Source organism: Nocardioides aquiterrae, from assembly GCF_039526625.1.
Classification (GTDB): Bacteria; Actinomycetota; Actinomycetes; order Propionibacteriales; family Nocardioidaceae; genus Nocardioides; species Nocardioides aquiterrae.
This window is the reverse complement of record NZ_BAAAJE010000001.1, coordinates 35,289-50,341: the sequence shown is the minus strand read 5'-3', so window position 1 is coordinate 50,341 and position 15,053 is coordinate 35,289. Positions and strand designations below refer to the sequence as shown.

The window sequence follows — 15,053 nt, the reverse complement described above, 5'->3', positions numbered from 1 at the left end:
GCGTTCCTGATGCTGACCGACGAACAACGCGCGCGCTTCGCGTCGCTGGCCGACGTGCTGATCCCTGCGGCCGAGGGCATGCCCTCAGCGAGCCAGGCCGACGTGCCCACCAAGTGGCTCGACGACGCACTGGGCTACCGCCCCGACCTGGTGGCCGGGCTGCAGGAGGCCCTTCAGGCGGCCGGCGACCTTCCCGCCGACGAGGCGGTCGAGCTGCTCAACCAGCACCACATCCCCGCCTTCGAGGCGCTGGGCACCCTGGCTGCCGGCGCGTACTTCCTCAACCCGGCGGTCAAGCAGCTGATCGGTTACCCCGGGCAGGTGCCGACGGTGGCGAGGGACGACACGGACACCTACCTCGACCTGCTCGAGAACGTGGCGGAACGCGGCCAGGTCTACCGCGACGCACCCGCTGAGGGACAACCGACGTGACCGCGGGGTTCCCCCACCACTCGCGTCCGGGGTACTACCCACCGGCTCTCAGCGAGGAGCTGAGCACGTACGTCGCCACGATGGCGGCTGCACTCGTGCCGGGCGGCGCGGGCTACCCGTCGGGGCGGGAGGCACAGGTGGGCAGGTTCGTGGCCGAGCGCGCCTCGGGGCAGGACGCCGAGGTGCTCGCTGCCGTCGCCCAGCGGTGGCCGGCGGGATCGGATGCCGAAGCCACGGCCAGCCTGGTCGCGATGGAGCGCGACGATCCGACCGCTTTCGCCTACCTGCGCGAGCTGGTCTACCACGGCTACTACTCGTCGCGCCGGGTGTTGGCCGCCATGATCGACCGCGGCTACGCCTACCACGGCGCGCCCCAGCCCCTGGGCTACCCGCAGTCCGAGGAGCTGCTGGTGCCGTCGGCACGACGGGGGTCCTACACCGAGACGACGGAGGTGTCTCGTGTCGACGGGTGACTCCCCGGACGTCGTCGTGGTCGGCGCAGGTATGGCGGGTGCGGCCATCTCCTACGTCCTGACGCGCGCCGGGGCGAAGGTGCTCTGCCTGGAGCAGGGCCCGCTCGTGGGACCACTCGACCACCCGCACTTCGGGGACGACTGGGAGTTCTCGATGCGGCGGGACTGGGCGTTCGATCCCAACGTCCGGGCGCTCGACCACGACTTCCCGGTCGCCACCAACGGGACGTTCGTGCCCTACCTCTACAACGCTGTCGGCGGGAGCACCAACCACTACTCCGGGTTCTGGCACCGGCTGAAGCCGGTCGACTTCCGCAAGGGCACCGAGCACGGGCTCGAAGGCACCATCGACTGGCCGGTCTCCTACGAGGAGCTCGCGCCGTACTACGACCAGAACGACCTCGACGTCGGCATCTCGGGGGTCCCGGGCGACCTCGCCTACCCCGCCAGGCCGGGGGCGCCGCGCCTGCCGCTGCCCATGCACGGTGAGTACTTCAACCTGGTCGCCGCCGGGCTGGAGAAGCTCGGGTTGCACTGGTGGCCGGCAGACAACGCGATCCTCACCGAGGACCGTGGGGACCGGCTCGCCTGCAACGCCTGCGGGATGTGCAACATCGGGTGCCCGCGAGGCTCCCTGGGGACCGCCACCCAGGCGTACCTCAAGCCGGCCATCGCCCAGGGGCTCGACCTCCGTCCGCTCAGCCGGGTGACCAGGATCAGCACCGACGCCTTCGGTCAGGTCGACGGCGTGGAGTACCAGGACCTCACCGACGGCTCGGGACACCGCGTGAACGCCCCGTTGGTGGTGGTGGCCTGCAACGGCATCGGCACGCCTCGGATGCTGCTGCTCTCGACATCGGCGACGCACCCGGACGGTCTCGGCAACAGTCGCGACCAGGTCGGACGGCACTTCATGACCCACGGCTACCGGCTGGCCGACATGTGGTTCGACCGGCCCACCGGTCACTGGAAGGGCCCGTTCGGGGCGGGGCCGTACTGCCAGGAGTGGTACGACACCGACGTCGCGCGCGGCTTCGTCAACGGCATCACGATCACCTTCGGCGGTGCCTGGGGTCCGGCCTGGAGCGCCCTCGGTGGTACGACGGGCCGGCGACCAGCGGCGTGGGGGGAGGCGCACCACCGAGAGTTCGAGGAGCGGTTCGACCGGCACGTGTTCTGCGCCATCCAGGCAGACGACCTGCCGGTCGCCACCAATCGGGTGACCCTCGACCCCGACGTGCGCGACTCCAGCGGCCTTCCCGCCGCCAAGGTCCACTACGACCTGCACGAGAACACCCGGGCCCTCCTCGAGTTCGGCAGCGACCGGCTGCTCGAGATCAGCCGGGCGGCGGGAGCAGTCGGGGTCGACCTCCAGCCGATGGACGAGAACTTCGCTCAGCCCGGGTGGCACCTGATGGGCACCTGCCGGATGAGCAGCGATCCCGGCGAGGGCGTGACCGACCCGTGGCACCGCGTCTGGGACACCCCGGGCCTCGTCGTGTGTGACGGCAGCTCCATGGTGACCGGAGGCGCCGGCAACCCCACGTCGACCATCGGCGCCCTGGCCCTGCGGTGCGCCGACCGGCTCGTGGCGCAGATGGGCCGGCGGGTCGAGGCCGCAAACGCCTCCTAGCCGGACGCCTCGCGCGGGATCGCCAGGAACTGGTCCCGGGGGCTACCGAGGAGGGCCCGGCGGTCGTCAGAGGCCCGGCCAGGCGGGTCGCAGGTAGGCTCCGTCCATGACGCAGGTCACCTCTGACCGCCGCACCGGTGTCTCGGGTCCGGTCGCGTTCTCGACGGTCGGGCTGCCCGAGGAGCAGCGCGTGGAGCTGTGGGAGAGCCACAACGCCGACGCGTTGATCGGGCTGCGCTGTCGCACCCTGACCGCTCCGGTGCTCGAGGCGACCGAGATCAACGTCCAGCTGGACCGGATCCACCTCGCCCGGGTACGCGGGAGCTCGCACGTGGTCGAGCGTGACCTGACCATGATCCGGCAGCGGCCGGCCGAGTCGGTCGCGCTGTTCTTCAACCTCGCGGGCGAGGCCTTCTTCTACCACGACGACGGAGTCCGAACGGTGCAGCCGGGGCAGATGCTGCTGTGCGACGCCGACCGCCCGTTCATGCGCGGTTTCTCCCAGGGGCTGGAGGAGCTGGTGCTGAAGGTCCCTCGTGACGTCTTCGCCGACGTCACCGGCATCGACCGCCTCGCTCGCCCGTTGGTCATGAGCTTCGCTGCCGGCGCGAACTCCTTCGCCCACGCCCTCGCGCGGCAGGTCGGCGCCGCGGCCCGCGACCAGGACCCGGACCCGGCCGAGGAGGAGACGCTCCTCGAGCTCGTCGCAGCGCTCGCCGGAAGGCGGCGGGTCGATGGCCTGTCCGGCGCCCACCGGGCCGCGGCGCTCACGTTCATCGACCAACACCTGGCAGATCCGGCGCTCTCGGCCGTCCAGGTCGCCGCCGCCGTCGGCATCAGCACGCGCCACCTGTCTCGAGTGTTGGCCGAGGCCGGGACGAGTGTCCCCAAGCACATCCTCGGGCGGAGGTTGGAGACGGCACGCCGACTTCTCGAGAAGCCCGCGGCGACCTCGATGACGATCGCCGAGGTCGCTCACCACTGCGGGTTCACCTCGGCGGCGCACTTCTCCACTGCGTTCACCACCCACTTCGGCGAACGTGCCAGCGACGTGCGCCGCCGCGCGGTCGCCGCCCGCGCCATCCCGCTCCAGTGACGCCCTCGTGGCGATCCGCTCGCGACTGCGTGGATCGGCCATCGTTTGGCGTTCACGCCGAGATGCCGGTCACACGTCGACTCCCCGGACGGTGCTCCTGACACTGGACCTCGAGTGCCGGGCGGGTGCCCGGCCGAGGAAGGTGGAACCCATGCCCGCGTTCGATGACGGCCAGGCCGAGACCGACCTGCCGACGACGGCGATCGTCGAGACCGATGTCGTGGTCGTCGGCTCGGGACCGGCGGGCTCGGCCGCGGCGCTGCTCCTGTCGTCCCTCGGCATCCCGAACATCATGATCACCAAGTACCGCTGGACCGCGAACACGCCGCGCGCCCACATCACCAACCAGCGGGCGATGGAGATCTTCCGGGACCTCGGGATCGAGGACCAGGTCCTCGCGGATGCGACCCCGCACCACCTCGTGGGTGACACCGTCTTCTGCACCTCGATCGCCGGCGAGGAGATCGGCCGGATCCGCACCTGGGGGACCCGGCCGGACCGCGAGGCCGACTACCAGCTGGCCTCGCCGTGTCTCACGGTCGACATCCCGCAGACCTACCTCGAGCCCATCCTCGTGCGCAACGCGACCGCTCGCGGCACCCAGTCCCGCTTCTCCACCGAGTACCTGTCGCACACGCAGGACGACGCGGGCGTGGACGTGCAGGTCCTCGACCGGCTGACAGGAGCCGAGTACACGATCCGGGCCAAGTACCTGATCGGGGCCGACGGCGCCCGGTCCAAGGTCGCCGCCGACGTGGGGCTGCCGTACGAAGGTGCGATGGACATCGCCGGGTCGATGAACATCACCTTCAAGGCCGACATCGCGGCGTACGTCGGCCATCGGCCGTCGGTGCTCTACTGGGTCATCCAGCCCGGATCCGACGTCGGCGGCATCGGCGCCGGCCTGGTCCGGGTGATCCGGCCCTGGAACGAGTGGCTCATCGTCTGGGGCTACGACATCAACGAGGCGCCGCCGGTCGTCGACGATGCCGCGGCGACGCAGATCGTGCGCAACCTGCTGGGCATGCCCGACCTCGAGGTCGAGATCACGGGCACGTCCCTGTGGGGCAACAACGAGATGTACGCGACCCACCTGCAGTCGGGCCGAGTCTTCTGCGCCGGTGACGCGATCCACCGGCACCCGCCGAGCAACGGGCTCGGCTCCAACACGTCCATCCAGGACGCCTACAACCTGGCATGGAAGCTCGCCGCGGTGCTCCGGGGCCAGGCAGACCCGTCGCTCCTGGAGACCTACTCGACCGAGCGGGCTCCCGTCGCCGAACGGATCGTCAAGCGGGCCAACAAGTCCAGCCGCGAGTTCGTCGACCTCTTCGTCGCGCTCGGCGTCACCGAGGCCGAGACCGAGGAGGACATGGTCCGCCGGATCGAGGAGCGCAAGGCCAACACGCCCGAGGGCGCTGCCAAGCGCGCGGCGCTCGTGGCCGCCATGGAGCTGAAGAACTACGAGTTCAACGCCCACGGGGTCGAGCTCGGCCAGTTCTACGAGTCGACCGCGATCGTCCCCGATGGCACGACCCGGCCCGAGCCGGCCCGCGACCCGGACCTCTACTACGAGGCCTCGACCGTGCCCGGGTCGCGCCTGCCGCACGCGTGGGTCGGTGACAACACGCGACGCCTCGCGATGATGGACCTGGCGCCGTACGACCGGTTCACCGTGATCACCGGCATCGCCGGGGAGCAGTGGGAGGTCGCCGCGGAGAAGGTCGCGCACGAGCTCGGCGTCCCGGTGCAGACGGTCGTGATCGGTCCCGGCCGTGAGGTGACCGACCTCTACTACGACTGGGCGAAGCTCCGTGACATCGAGGAGGACGGCGCGCTGCTCGTGCGACCCGACAAGCACATCGCCTGGCGCTCCGCCGCGCTGCCGGCCGACCCCGAGGGCGCCCTGCGCGACGCCCTCGCGCGGGTCCTGGGCAGGGTGGACCGGGCATGACCCTGCGCTTCGAGCACGAGACGTTGGGGCAGCGGGTCCGGTTCGCCTCCGGCTCCGCACGCGAAGCGGTCGCCGCCGAGGTCGAGCTCCTCGGCGCCACGCGGGCGATGGTCATCGCGTCGAGGTCCGAAACGGGGCAGGCCGAGCGGATCACGGCGGGGTTGCCCGTCGCGCTCGTCCACGACGACGTGGTGATGCACGTGCCGGTGCCCGTCGCCGAGCGGGCGCGGGCGGCGGCCGCCGAGCACGACGTCGACCTGCTCATCAGCGTCGGCGGTGGCTCCACCACCGGTCTGGCCAAGGCCGTCGCCCTGACGACCGGCCTGCCGATCGTCGCCGTCCCGACGACCTATGCGGGATCGGAGGCGACCAATGTCTGGGGGCTCACCGAAGGCGCGAAGAAGACCACGGGCGTGGACGCCCGGGTGCTGCCCCGCGCGATCGTCTACGACGCGTCCCTCATGCTCACCCTCCCCGTCGGCCTCAGCGTGGCCTCCGGCCTCAACGCGCTCGCGCACTGCGTGGACTCGATGTGGGCGCCGCGGACCGACCCGATCGACGCGGCCCTCGCCGGAGAGGGGATCCGGACCCTCGCCGCGGGCCTCCCCCGCGTGGTCGACGACCCGTCCGGCCTGGAGGGTCGGGAGGAGGCGCTCTACGGGGCCTACCTCGCGGCCGTCGCGTTCGCGTCAGCCGGGTCAGGACTGCACCACAAGATCTGTCACGTCCTGGGCGGCCGCTACGACCTGCCGCACGCCCCCACCCACGCGGTGGTGCTCCCTCACGTGCTCGCGCTCAACGCGCCGGCGGCCCCCGAGGCCGACGAGCGGATCGCCCGCGCCTTCGGGACGGAGACCGGCCTGGAGGGTCTGGAGGCGCTGCGCGCCCGGCTGGACGCCCCTCGCGCGCTGCGCGACCTCGGATTCGAGGAGGACCAGATCCCGGACGCGGTCGAGGCGATCCTGCCCTCGGTCCCGGAGAGCAACCCCGCCCGTGTGACCCCTGAGAGCCTGGAGCGCCTCCTGCGCGGCGCCTGGGAAGGAGCAGATCCACGATGACCGACCAGACCCAGCCCCCGGCCGTGACCGAGGAGCAGCAGGCGCGTGAGGCCGAGCTGGTCCAGCGCGTGCTCGACTCGTTCGAGGGCACGCCGGACGAACGGCTCAAGCAGATCATGTCCGCCGCGGTCCGCCATCTGCACGCGTTCCTGCGCGACGTGCGCCTCACCGAGGCCGAATGGAAGCAGGGCATCGACTTCCTGACGGCGGTCGGGCACATCACCGACGAGCGTCGCCAGGAGTTCATCCTCCTCTCCGACACGCTCGGCGCGTCGATGCAGACCATCGCGATCAACAACGAGGCGTACGAGGACGCCACCGAGGCGACGGTCTTCGGCCCGTTCTTCGTCGAGGACGCGCCGCGCATCGAGCTCGGCGGCGACATCGCGGGCGACGCGTCCGGCCAGCCGTGCTGGGTCGAGGGAACCGTCCGCGACACCGCAGGGAACCCCGTCGCCGGTGCGAGGATCGAGGTCTGGGAGGCCGACGACGACGGCTTCTACGACGTCCAGTACGGCGATGACCGGGTCGCCGGCCGCGCTCATCTGTTCAGCGACGCCGACGGTGCCTTCCGGTTCTGGGCCATCACCCCCACGCCGTACCCCATCCCGCACGACGGCCCGGTCGGGGCGATGCTGGCCGCGACCGGCCGTTCGCCGATGCGGGCCTCGCACCTGCACTTCATGGTCTCCGCACCCGCGCTGCGGACCTTGGTCACCCATGTCTTCGTCCGGGGTGATGAGCTGCTCGCGAGCGACAGTGTCTTCGGGGTCAAGGACTCCCTGGTCAAGGACTTCGTCGAGCAGGCCGCGGACGCGCCGACGCCCGACGGCCGGGACCTCGGCGGGCGGACCTGGTCGCGCACCAGGTTCGACATCGTGCTGGCGCCGAGCGGCACGGCCTGAGAGCTCACCTCGCGAGTCAGTCGAACAGGGCGCGGATCTCGGCGGCGAGCCAGCGCTCGTACGCCGGTCGCGACCAGCCCCGGCGCACCACGAGCCGGTGGTAGCTGTCGGGCGCCATCAGCAGCCACAGCAGGTCCTGGGCGCGGGACGGCGGCAGCGTGGGTCGCGCGTGCAGCCGCGCGAGCAGGTGCCCGGCGCCGACATGCCGCTCGGCTTCGGCGGTCTCCCACAGCTCGGCGACGGCCGGGTCGGTTCCGGAGGCGCCGCGGATCACCTCGTGCAGCTCGTGGTACCCGGCGTTGACGCGGGCCACGTGCCGGGCCGCCAGGACCGTCGCGCGGTCGAGGTCGCCGGCGGCGGCGATCGCGGCGACGTCGTCGCGGGCGGTCACCGTGCGCGGCTGGTCGTCACCGGCCATGGCCACGTCCCGCACCACCTTGAGCAGGGTGGCCTTGTTGCCGACGGCGGTGAAGACGGTCGGCTTGCTCACGCCGGCGCGCTCGGCGATCTGGTCGATCGTCGTGCCGCCGTACCCCTGCTCGACGAACAGGTCGTGCGCCGCGCGCAGGACGGCCGCGCGCGACGCCTGCGCCTGGTCGGTGCGCAGCGGCGAGTGGTAACGGCGCTTCTTGACGCTTGCCACGCGGGGAGCCTACCGTGCTCATATTCGTTAGATGTCCAGTAGGCGAATATGGACATCGTGGCAGATGGGAGCTCCGATGAGCTTGGCCTACATCGCCCGAGCGGCGGACCACGAGCGGATCGAGTGGATCGACGGCAAGGAGCTCCAGATCCTGCTGGACGGCCAGCGGACGGCGGGCCAGGTGATGGTCGCCCGCAGTCGCCTCGGCGACGGCTCGGCGTCACCCCTGCACCTGCACCGCAACGAGGACGAGATGTTCGTGATCCTGGCGGGGCACGGGATCTTCTGGGTCGGCGACGAGCGGCACGAGGTCGGCGAGGGCGGTGCGATGTTCCTGCCCCGCGGGGTGCCGCACGCCTACCGGTTCACGTCGCCGGAGGTCGACCTGCTGACGATCTGCACGCCCAGCGGGATGGAGCGGTTCTTCCGCAGCGCGGGCCGCTCCGTCTCCGCGCCGCGTCCGGACGGCTGGCAGGTCACCATGGAGGCGCTGGTCGCGGCCGCCGCGGCCGGCGGCCAGGAGATCCTCGGTCCGCCGCCGGCCTGACGTCGCTGCTGTTCTCCGTCAGCCGGAGCCGTCGACCACGCCTTCGTCGGTCGACGGCAGGCGCACGACGAAGGTGGCACCGGCGCCGGGAGCGGACTCGACGTGCACCCGGCCGCCGTGGTGCTCGGTGATGCGCTTGACGATGGTGAGACCCAGGCCGACGCCGGGCACGGTCGCGGCGCCGGGTGCCCGGTGGAACGGGACGAAGATGTCCTCCATCTCGTCGGCCGCGATCCCCGGACCCTCGTCACGGACCCGGATCTCGACGCCGTTCGCGTCCTCGGACAGCACGACGCGCACCTCGCCCCCGTCGGGCGAGAACTTGACCGCGTTCGACACCAGGTTCTCCACGACCCGCTCGAGCTTGGCCTCGTCGCCCCGGACGACGGTGGGAGCGTCCTTGGACGGGTCCTTGTCGAGGACGACCCGCACCCCACGCGGAGAGGCCAGCATCTGGTGGCGGGTGACGACGTGGCGGGCCACCAGAGCCAGGTTGACCGGGTCGAACCGGACCGGCGCGGCACCGAGGGCCACCGCCTCCACGAGCTCGCCGGTGAGCGACGTCATCGCGCGCGCAGCGCGCATCACCCGTTCGGCCAGCTCGCGTTGCGCGGGGCTGAGCTCGTCGTCGAGCAGCAGCTCGGTGAACCCGATGACGGCGGCGAGCGGCGTCCGCAGGTCGTGCGAGACGGCCCTGAGGACCTGGTGCGCCTCGGCCAGCGCGGCGCGCGACTGGGCGAGCTCACGGACGGTCCGCCGGTGCAGGGCACCGTAGTCGTCGGTGATGCGGCTGACCTCGTGCAACAGGTGGTGGTCGTGGACGCGGTCACCGCCCGTCATGGTCACCTACCAGCGCCCGGCACGTCTGGACGGCGGTGCGCGCGTCGCTCGCGCACCCGTCGGCGCCGACGTGGTCGACCAGCCCGGGGGCGAGCTCGAAGGCCCGTCCGCCGACGACGACCTTGACCCCCCGCGTCCGTGGGTCGTGCCGCACGGCCCGGATCATGCGCCGCAGGTGGTCGACCTCGCTCGGCATGGTCGCCGACAGCAGCAGTACGTCGGCCCGGTCCTCGGTGAGCAGCCGGGGAAGGGCCTCGGGCAGGACGTCGTCGATGACGTAGGTCGTGCCCCAGCCCCGGCACTGGAGGACGTCGACGACCATGCGGAGCCCGAGGCGGTGCAGCGACCCCGGCGCGTGGACGGCCACCACGCGGCGGGCCCCGTCCTGCCCGAGGAAGATCTCGGTGTAGAGCTCGGTCATCACCAGCTGGCTGACCGCGGTGCAGAAGTGCTCGTGGGCGACGGACAGCTGCCCGAGGTACCAACGTCGGCCCACCTCGACCTGAACGGGCGCCAGGATCTCCACCAGGATGTCCACGACGTCCATGCCGTCGCTCACGCACCGGTGCACCACCGCGACGGCGCCCGCCCGGTCGCCCCGGACCACGCGGTCGAGGTAGGCCGCAGCCGGCGGGCCGAGGACCGGCTCCTCCGGCGGGGCGAACGGTTGCGACGCACAGCCGGCGACGAGGTCGCGCAGGACGTCGAGCCCGTCGGGGTCGTCGCCGTCGAGCGACTCGGCGGCAACCCCCTGGAGCGCGACGCAGACGTCCTGCCGGGTGACGCCGGCGTGGCCCAGCACCTGGAAGCGGCCTTCGGCGAAGCCGAGCGCGTCGGCCAGCAGCTCGGCCTGGCCGGTCTGCCGGGCGGACTCCAGCGCCGCCACGACGACCCGTGCGACGTCCTCGACGTCGGGGTCGCCGCCCGGGAGCTCGAGCAGCGTGGTGAGCCGGTGCACCGCGCTTGCGCCGCGTCCCGCCGGACCGGTGTCTCGCGCCCCGGCCAGCACGTGCGCTGCCATCCCACTCCTCCCGATCCCGATGGCCGCCAGCGCTTCTCGGGCCTCGGCGTTCCGGGGACATCATCGCCCAGTTCAGCCGCCGCCGCGCCGCCCTGCGCGATGCGGCCACAGCCCAGCGCTCCGCGGCTCATGAGAAGCCGGCACCGGGCTCCTCGGCGAGCTGTCCCGAGCGTCAGGGCAGCCCGGTCGAGCGGCGATGACTTCACGGGTCCGATGATCTGCGCCCTCCGCCGCCGCGGCGGCGCGCTTCTTCGGCATCCAACCCTGTACCGAACGGTCTAATGTGTACCTACCAGTACAACCGAGAGGATCCCGTCATGAGCAGGCCCCCGCTTCCCCCGTTCGACCGCGACAGCGCGATCATCAAGGTCCGCAAGGCCGAGGACGCCTGGAACGGCCGCGACCCCGAGCAGGTCTCCCTGGCCTACACCCCCGACAGCCGGTGGCGGAACCGGTCGACCTTCCTCGTCGGGCGGCCCGCGATCGTCGACTTCCTCACCGACAAGTGGGCCCGGGAACACGAGTACCGGCTGATCAAGGAACTGTGGGCCTACACCGAGAACCGGATCGCGGTGCGGTTCGCCTACGAGTGGCGCTCGGACGCCGGCCAGTGGTTCCGCGCGTACGGCAACGAGAACTGGCTCTTCGACGAGGACGGACTGATGGCCGAGCGGCACGCGAGCATCAACGACCTGGCGATCGAGGAGGCGGACCGGAAGTTCTTCTGGGACCGCTCCGGCCCGCGGCCCGCGGACCACCCGGGCCTGAGCGACCTGCGCCTCTGAAGCACGCATCCGCGCCGGGACCTGTGATGATCCTCTGATGCCGCGCACCGTCTCCGAACGCTCCGACGCCGTCCTCGCCCTGGCCCGCACCTTCCGCCTGCACGGCTACGAGGGCGCCAGCCTGAGCATCATCTCCGCCGAGACGGGCCTGGGAAAGGGCAGCCTGTACAACTTCTTCCCCGGGGGCAAGGAGGAGATGGCGCGCGCCGTCCTGGCCGAGGTCGACGACTGGTTCCAGTCCAACATCTACGAGCCACTACGACGACGCGACGACCCCGAGTCGCACATCGGCGAGATGTTCGAGGCGACCGCGGCGTACTTCGAGTCCAGCGAGCTGGTCTGCCTCTTCGGCGCCTTCGCGCTCGGACAGGAGCGCGAACGTTTCGCTACCGCGATCCGTGACTACTTCGCGGACTGGATCGCTGCCCTGGGTTCGGCGCTCACGCGCGCTGGTCACACCCCGCACACCGCACCGGGCCTCGCCGCCGACACCGTCGCCGGCATCCAGGGCGCCCTCATCACCAGCCGGGCCCTCGGCCGACCCGAGGCATTCAGAGAGTCCCTCGCCCGGCTCCACGCCCGACTCGGCCCACCCCCACCGGCAGCCGACGCAGAACATCGAACGAGGTCGTCAGCGAACCGGATGACGTGACCGAGCTGGTCATCACCCGCAAGCTCGAGCAGAAGCTCTCCACGGATCACCCTGGGCGCCACGGTCCTGCTCTCCGCACTGCCGTGAGTGTGTTGCAGGGCGGCGGTGGCCTCAGGGAGCCGGTCCGAATCCCTTCATCCTGCGATCGGAGGATGTCGGCTCGGGGCCGGGGGAATCCAGTATCGCCACGAGGGCGGTCGCCAGGTCGCTCGTAGTTAGCGATAGGAGATCTCTTCGTGATTCGACACGTCTTCATGTGGCAGCTCGCCGACCCGAACGACGCGGACCGCGTGCTCGAGCTGCTGGCGCGTCTCTCGGAGCGGCTGCCCAGCCTGCGCAGCTGGGAGCTCGGCTCCCACGCCGGCGAGCCGAACGAGAACGGGGACCCGTGGGACGGCTGCCTCATCTCCGACTTCGATGACTGGGACGGACTGCGCGAGTACTCCGAGGATCCCTTCCACATGGAGGTCGTGAACGAGCTGCTTCCGCTGGTGAGGTCCAGGGCGGTCGTCGACTTCGTGAGGGAGGGCGACGCATGAAGGCTGGGATCCAGGTCGCGACCAGTCCCTACGGCCCGGAGGACCAGCTCGGCGCGCTGAACCAGATCACCTCGGCGATGCAGGCAGCCGCGATGGAGCGGACCGACGCGGCTCGCATCTACGACCTGAGCATCGACTACTTCGTCGGCATGCCGAGCTTCCAGGCGGCCGGCGACCCCTCCTACCAGATCTACATGAGCCACACGCCGGAGGGAACGGTCGTCGACAACCTCAACGGCGTCGGCAGCGAGGTCAACCAGCGCGTCTGCTACTCCGGCGACGTCATCTTCATGTACACCCACACGGGCACCCACATCGACGCGCTCAACCACTTCGGTGTGGACGGGAAGATCTACAACGGCTTCTCGGCGTCGGAGCACCTGGGTAGCCGGAGCTGGACCAAGGGTGGGGCCGAGGTGATCCCGCCGATCGTCGCGCGCGGCGTGCTGCTCGACATCGCGCGGCTGAAGGGCGTCGACTGCCTCCCGGACTCGTACGCGATCACGGTGGACGACTGTGTCGACGAACTGGCCCGGACCGGCCTGACGCTGAACGCCGGAGACGTGGCTCTCGTCCGCACCGGTCGGATGCGCTACTGGCCGGACGGGAGCCGGACGCTCGGCAACCCCCCCGGGTTGTCCCTGGACGCCGGTCGGTGGCTGACGGCGCAGGGGATCGCGGTGATCGGAGCCGACCAGGAGTGCGTCGAGGTCGGGCCCTCGCAGCACGAGGACAACTGGCTGCCGGGGCACTGCCACTTCCTGGCGGAGGCAGGGGTGCCCATGCTCGAGCTCGTCAACCTCGAGGAGCTGTCGCAGGACGAGGTCAACGAGTTCTGCCTGATCGCTGCGCCGATCCGGCTCCGTGGGGCCACCGGGTCGCCGATCCGGCCCCTGGCGATCCCGTTCCGCTGATGGCCGTGCTCGACGTCCGGGTGCTCCAGGTCGACTTCGACGGCACCCGCCCGCCCGACGAGCAGCTCGAGCGGGTGGCGGCGCTGGTGGCCGCCCAGGAGGGCGCGGACCTGGTCGTGCTGCCGGAGCTCTGGCTGCACGGCGCGTTCGCTCCGGAGCGCTGGCAGGAGACGGCGCTCTCCCTCGACGGGCCGGAGATCGCGGCGCTGGCGGCCGCTGCCCGCAGCGCCGGCACCCACCTGCACGCCGGCACCTTCGTCGAGCACTCCGACGGGGGTGCCGGCCGGGATCCGTCCTCTCGTCGCCTGTGGAACACGGCTGTGCTCCTGAACCGGACCGGCGAGCTGGTGGCGAGGTACCGGAAGATCCACCGATTCGGATTCGGTGCGGGCGAGGCGGAGCTGATCGAGGCCGGGGTCGACCTGGTCGCGATGGAGCTCGACGACCGGCAGGGTCGTCCCCTGTGCACGGTGGGCCTCGCCACCTGCTACGACCTGCGCTTCCCCGAGATGTTCCGCGGCCTGATCGATCGCGGCGCCGAGGTCCTCGTCGTCTCGGCCGCGTGGCCGCTGCCGAGGATCGAGCACTGGGAGAGCCTGGGTGTGGCCCGTGCCATCGAGAACCAGGCGTTCGTGATCCAGTGCAACGACGGCGGACGACACGGGGGCCTGGACATGGGTGGACACAGCCGGATCGTCGGACCGACGGGGGAGGTCATCGCGTCCGCCTCCCGAGGATGCTCGCAACTGAGGGTGACGGTGGATCTGGACGCCGTCGCCAGCGTCCGGCGCGACTTCCCGGTCCTGGGGGACCGGCGGCTCGGCGTCGAGGCGGTGCTCACGTGAGCACCGCGGGCGAGCTCGCGGCGCAGGCGCTCGCGAACGGGACGCCGAACGTCATCACGGTCTGGTCCGATCTCGGGTGCCCGTGGGCGACGCTCGCCCTCCACACCCTCCGAGACCGGATCCGGTCCAGCGGGGCCGATGTCCTCATCGACCACCGAGCCTTCCCGCTGGAGTGGTTCAACGAACGACCGACGCCGAAGCCCATCACCGATGCCGAGCTCGTGGCGATCGCGGGCCTGGTGGACGGCCTCCAGTGGAGGACGTGGTCGGCGCCGGAGTCGACGTTCCCGGTCACCACGCTGCCTGCGCTCGAAGCGGTGCAGGCGGCGAAGCATCCGCGCGCCGGCGGGATGAGGGCGAGCGACGAGCTCGACGAGGCGCTCCGCAAGGCCTTCTGGGTCGACCACGAGTGCATATCGGTGCTGCCGATCATCTACCGCGTGGCGGGGACCTGCACCCACGTCGACGTGGACGGGCTGCGATGGGCGATGGCCGCCGGACACGGGCGCGACGCCGTGCTCGACCAGTGGCCCGTGGCCCGAACCGAGCAGGTGGTCTGCAGCCCGCACTTCTTCACGCCGCTCGGTGAGGGCCTCAAGAACCCGGGCGCGCGGTACACCTGGACCGGCGGGCCCGAGGCCGGCTTCCCACGTCTGGAGTCGTACGACCGTTCGTGGGCCGGCGACCTGGTCGACAGTCTCGTGCAGCGCTCGTAG

Annotated in this window: 17 protein-coding genes; 14 read left to right on the top strand and 3 right to left on the bottom strand. The window is 71.3% G+C overall.

Going from position 1 to position 15,053, the window contains the following annotated elements; genetic code table 11:
• Positions 1-9: 9 nt before the first annotated feature.
• The 7 genes from ABD086_RS00260 to ABD086_RS00230 all read left to right on the top strand — a co-directional run bounded on the left by ABD086_RS00260 (position 10) and on the right by ABD086_RS00230 (position 7,551).
• Positions 10-432, top strand: a complete 423-nt coding sequence (locus ABD086_RS00260; protein WP_343904605.1) for a hypothetical protein — start codon at positions 10-12, stop codon at positions 430-432.
• On the top strand, positions 429-905 hold the full coding sequence (locus ABD086_RS00255; RefSeq protein ID WP_343904604.1) for a hypothetical protein: 477 nt from the start codon (positions 429-431) through the stop codon (positions 903-905). Before ABD086_RS00260 ends, ABD086_RS00255 begins: the two co-directional genes overlap by 4 nt.
• On the top strand, positions 892-2,538 hold the full coding sequence (locus ABD086_RS00250) for a GMC family oxidoreductase (protein WP_343904602.1): 1,647 nt from the start codon (positions 892-894) through the stop codon (positions 2,536-2,538). The genes ABD086_RS00255 and ABD086_RS00250 overlap by 14 nt, the downstream gene beginning before the upstream one ends.
• A gap of 106 nt (positions 2,539-2,644) precedes the next feature.
• Positions 2,645-3,634, top strand: a complete 990-nt coding sequence (locus ABD086_RS00245; protein WP_343904600.1) for a helix-turn-helix domain-containing protein — start codon at positions 2,645-2,647, stop codon at positions 3,632-3,634.
• Between the two features lie 151 nt (positions 3,635-3,785).
• A complete protein-coding gene (locus ABD086_RS00240) occupies positions 3,786-5,588 on the top strand; it encodes an FAD-dependent oxidoreductase (RefSeq protein WP_343904598.1) in 1,803 nt (600 codons plus the stop codon).
• Positions 5,585-6,646, top strand: coding sequence for a maleylacetate reductase (locus ABD086_RS00235; protein WP_343904597.1), 1,062 nt, complete (start codon positions 5,585-5,587; stop codon positions 6,644-6,646). The genes ABD086_RS00240 and ABD086_RS00235 overlap by 4 nt, the downstream gene beginning before the upstream one ends.
• Positions 6,643-7,551 (top strand): intradiol ring-cleavage dioxygenase, encoded by a 909-nt coding sequence (locus ABD086_RS00230; RefSeq protein ID WP_343904595.1) that lies wholly within the window; start codon positions 6,643-6,645, stop codon positions 7,549-7,551. The genes ABD086_RS00235 and ABD086_RS00230 overlap by 4 nt, the downstream gene beginning before the upstream one ends.
• Positions 7,552-7,567: 16 nt before the next feature.
• On the opposite strand, the gene ABD086_RS00225 is transcribed toward ABD086_RS00230, so the two are convergent.
• Positions 7,568-8,194, bottom strand: coding sequence for a TetR/AcrR family transcriptional regulator (locus ABD086_RS00225; RefSeq protein WP_343904593.1), 627 nt, complete (start codon positions 8,192-8,194; stop codon positions 7,568-7,570).
• 76 nt (positions 8,195-8,270) lie between these two features.
• Here ABD086_RS00225 and ABD086_RS00220 point away from each other — a divergent pair, with 76 nt between their 5' ends.
• The gene (locus tag ABD086_RS00220; RefSeq protein ID WP_343904591.1) at positions 8,271-8,741 is read left to right on the top strand and encodes a cupin domain-containing protein; all 471 of its coding nucleotides are present in this window, start codon (positions 8,271-8,273) and stop codon (positions 8,739-8,741) included.
• A gap of 18 nt (positions 8,742-8,759) precedes the next feature.
• On the opposite strand, the gene ABD086_RS00215 is transcribed toward ABD086_RS00220, so the two are convergent.
• On the bottom strand, positions 8,760-9,581 hold the full coding sequence (locus ABD086_RS00215) for a sensor histidine kinase (protein WP_343904589.1): 822 nt from the start codon (positions 9,579-9,581) through the stop codon (positions 8,760-8,762).
• Positions 9,568-10,602, bottom strand: coding sequence for a cobalamin B12-binding domain-containing protein (locus ABD086_RS00210; protein WP_343904587.1), 1,035 nt, complete (start codon positions 10,600-10,602; stop codon positions 9,568-9,570). The genes ABD086_RS00215 and ABD086_RS00210 overlap by 14 nt, the downstream gene beginning before the upstream one ends.
• Before the next feature lie 317 nt (positions 10,603-10,919).
• Here ABD086_RS00210 and ABD086_RS00205 point away from each other — a divergent pair, with 317 nt between their 5' ends.
• The 6 genes from ABD086_RS00205 (at position 10,920) to ABD086_RS00180 (ending at position 15,053) form a co-directional block, all read left to right on the top strand.
• Positions 10,920-11,387 carry a nuclear transport factor 2 family protein gene (locus tag ABD086_RS00205; protein ID WP_343904585.1) on the top strand — a complete coding sequence of 156 codons (468 nt, stop codon included), beginning with the start codon at positions 10,920-10,922 and terminating at the stop codon, positions 11,385-11,387.
• Between the two features lie 37 nt (positions 11,388-11,424).
• Entirely contained in the window at positions 11,425-12,039 is a 615-nt protein-coding gene (locus ABD086_RS00200; protein WP_343904583.1) for a TetR/AcrR family transcriptional regulator, read from the top strand.
• Positions 12,040-12,275: 236 nt separating this feature from the next.
• Positions 12,276-12,578 (top strand): Dabb family protein, encoded by a 303-nt coding sequence (locus tag ABD086_RS00195; protein WP_343904582.1) that lies wholly within the window; start codon positions 12,276-12,278, stop codon positions 12,576-12,578.
• A complete protein-coding gene (locus tag ABD086_RS00190; protein ID WP_343904580.1) occupies positions 12,575-13,492 on the top strand; it encodes a cyclase family protein in 918 nt (305 codons plus the stop codon). Before ABD086_RS00195 ends, ABD086_RS00190 begins: the two co-directional genes overlap by 4 nt.
• Positions 13,492-14,337 (top strand): nitrilase-related carbon-nitrogen hydrolase, encoded by an 846-nt coding sequence (locus tag ABD086_RS00185; protein ID WP_343904578.1) that lies wholly within the window; start codon positions 13,492-13,494, stop codon positions 14,335-14,337. The genes ABD086_RS00190 and ABD086_RS00185 overlap by 1 nt, the downstream gene beginning before the upstream one ends.
• Positions 14,334-15,053 carry a DsbA family oxidoreductase gene (locus ABD086_RS00180; protein WP_343904576.1) on the top strand — a complete coding sequence of 240 codons (720 nt, stop codon included), beginning with the start codon at positions 14,334-14,336 and terminating at the stop codon, positions 15,051-15,053. Before ABD086_RS00185 ends, ABD086_RS00180 begins: the two co-directional genes overlap by 4 nt.

Coding starts and splice junctions, on each gene's coding strand:
- ABD086_RS00205 (WP_343904585.1), top strand. CDS start 10,920: ATGAGCAGGCCCCCGCTTCCCCCGTTCGACCGCGACAGCGCGATCATC.
- ABD086_RS00215 (WP_343904589.1), bottom strand. CDS start 9,581: ATGACGGGCGGTGACCGCGTCCACGACCACCACCTGTTGCACGAGGTC.
- ABD086_RS00220 (WP_343904591.1), top strand. CDS start 8,271: ATGAGCTTGGCCTACATCGCCCGAGCGGCGGACCACGAGCGGATCGAG.
- ABD086_RS00245 (WP_343904600.1), top strand. CDS start 2,645: ATGACGCAGGTCACCTCTGACCGCCGCACCGGTGTCTCGGGTCCGGTC.
- ABD086_RS00210 (WP_343904587.1), bottom strand. CDS start 10,602: ATGGCAGCGCACGTGCTGGCCGGGGCGCGAGACACCGGTCCGGCGGGA.
- ABD086_RS00200 (WP_343904583.1), top strand. CDS start 11,425: ATGCCGCGCACCGTCTCCGAACGCTCCGACGCCGTCCTCGCCCTGGCC.
- ABD086_RS00235 (WP_343904597.1), top strand. CDS start 5,585: ATGACCCTGCGCTTCGAGCACGAGACGTTGGGGCAGCGGGTCCGGTTC.
- ABD086_RS00185 (WP_343904578.1), top strand. CDS start 13,492: ATGGCCGTGCTCGACGTCCGGGTGCTCCAGGTCGACTTCGACGGCACC.
- ABD086_RS00260 (WP_343904605.1), top strand. CDS start 10: ATGCTGACCGACGAACAACGCGCGCGCTTCGCGTCGCTGGCCGACGTG.
- ABD086_RS00240 (WP_343904598.1), top strand. CDS start 3,786: ATGCCCGCGTTCGATGACGGCCAGGCCGAGACCGACCTGCCGACGACG.
- ABD086_RS00190 (WP_343904580.1), top strand. CDS start 12,575: ATGAAGGCTGGGATCCAGGTCGCGACCAGTCCCTACGGCCCGGAGGAC.
- ABD086_RS00230 (WP_343904595.1), top strand. CDS start 6,643: ATGACCGACCAGACCCAGCCCCCGGCCGTGACCGAGGAGCAGCAGGCG.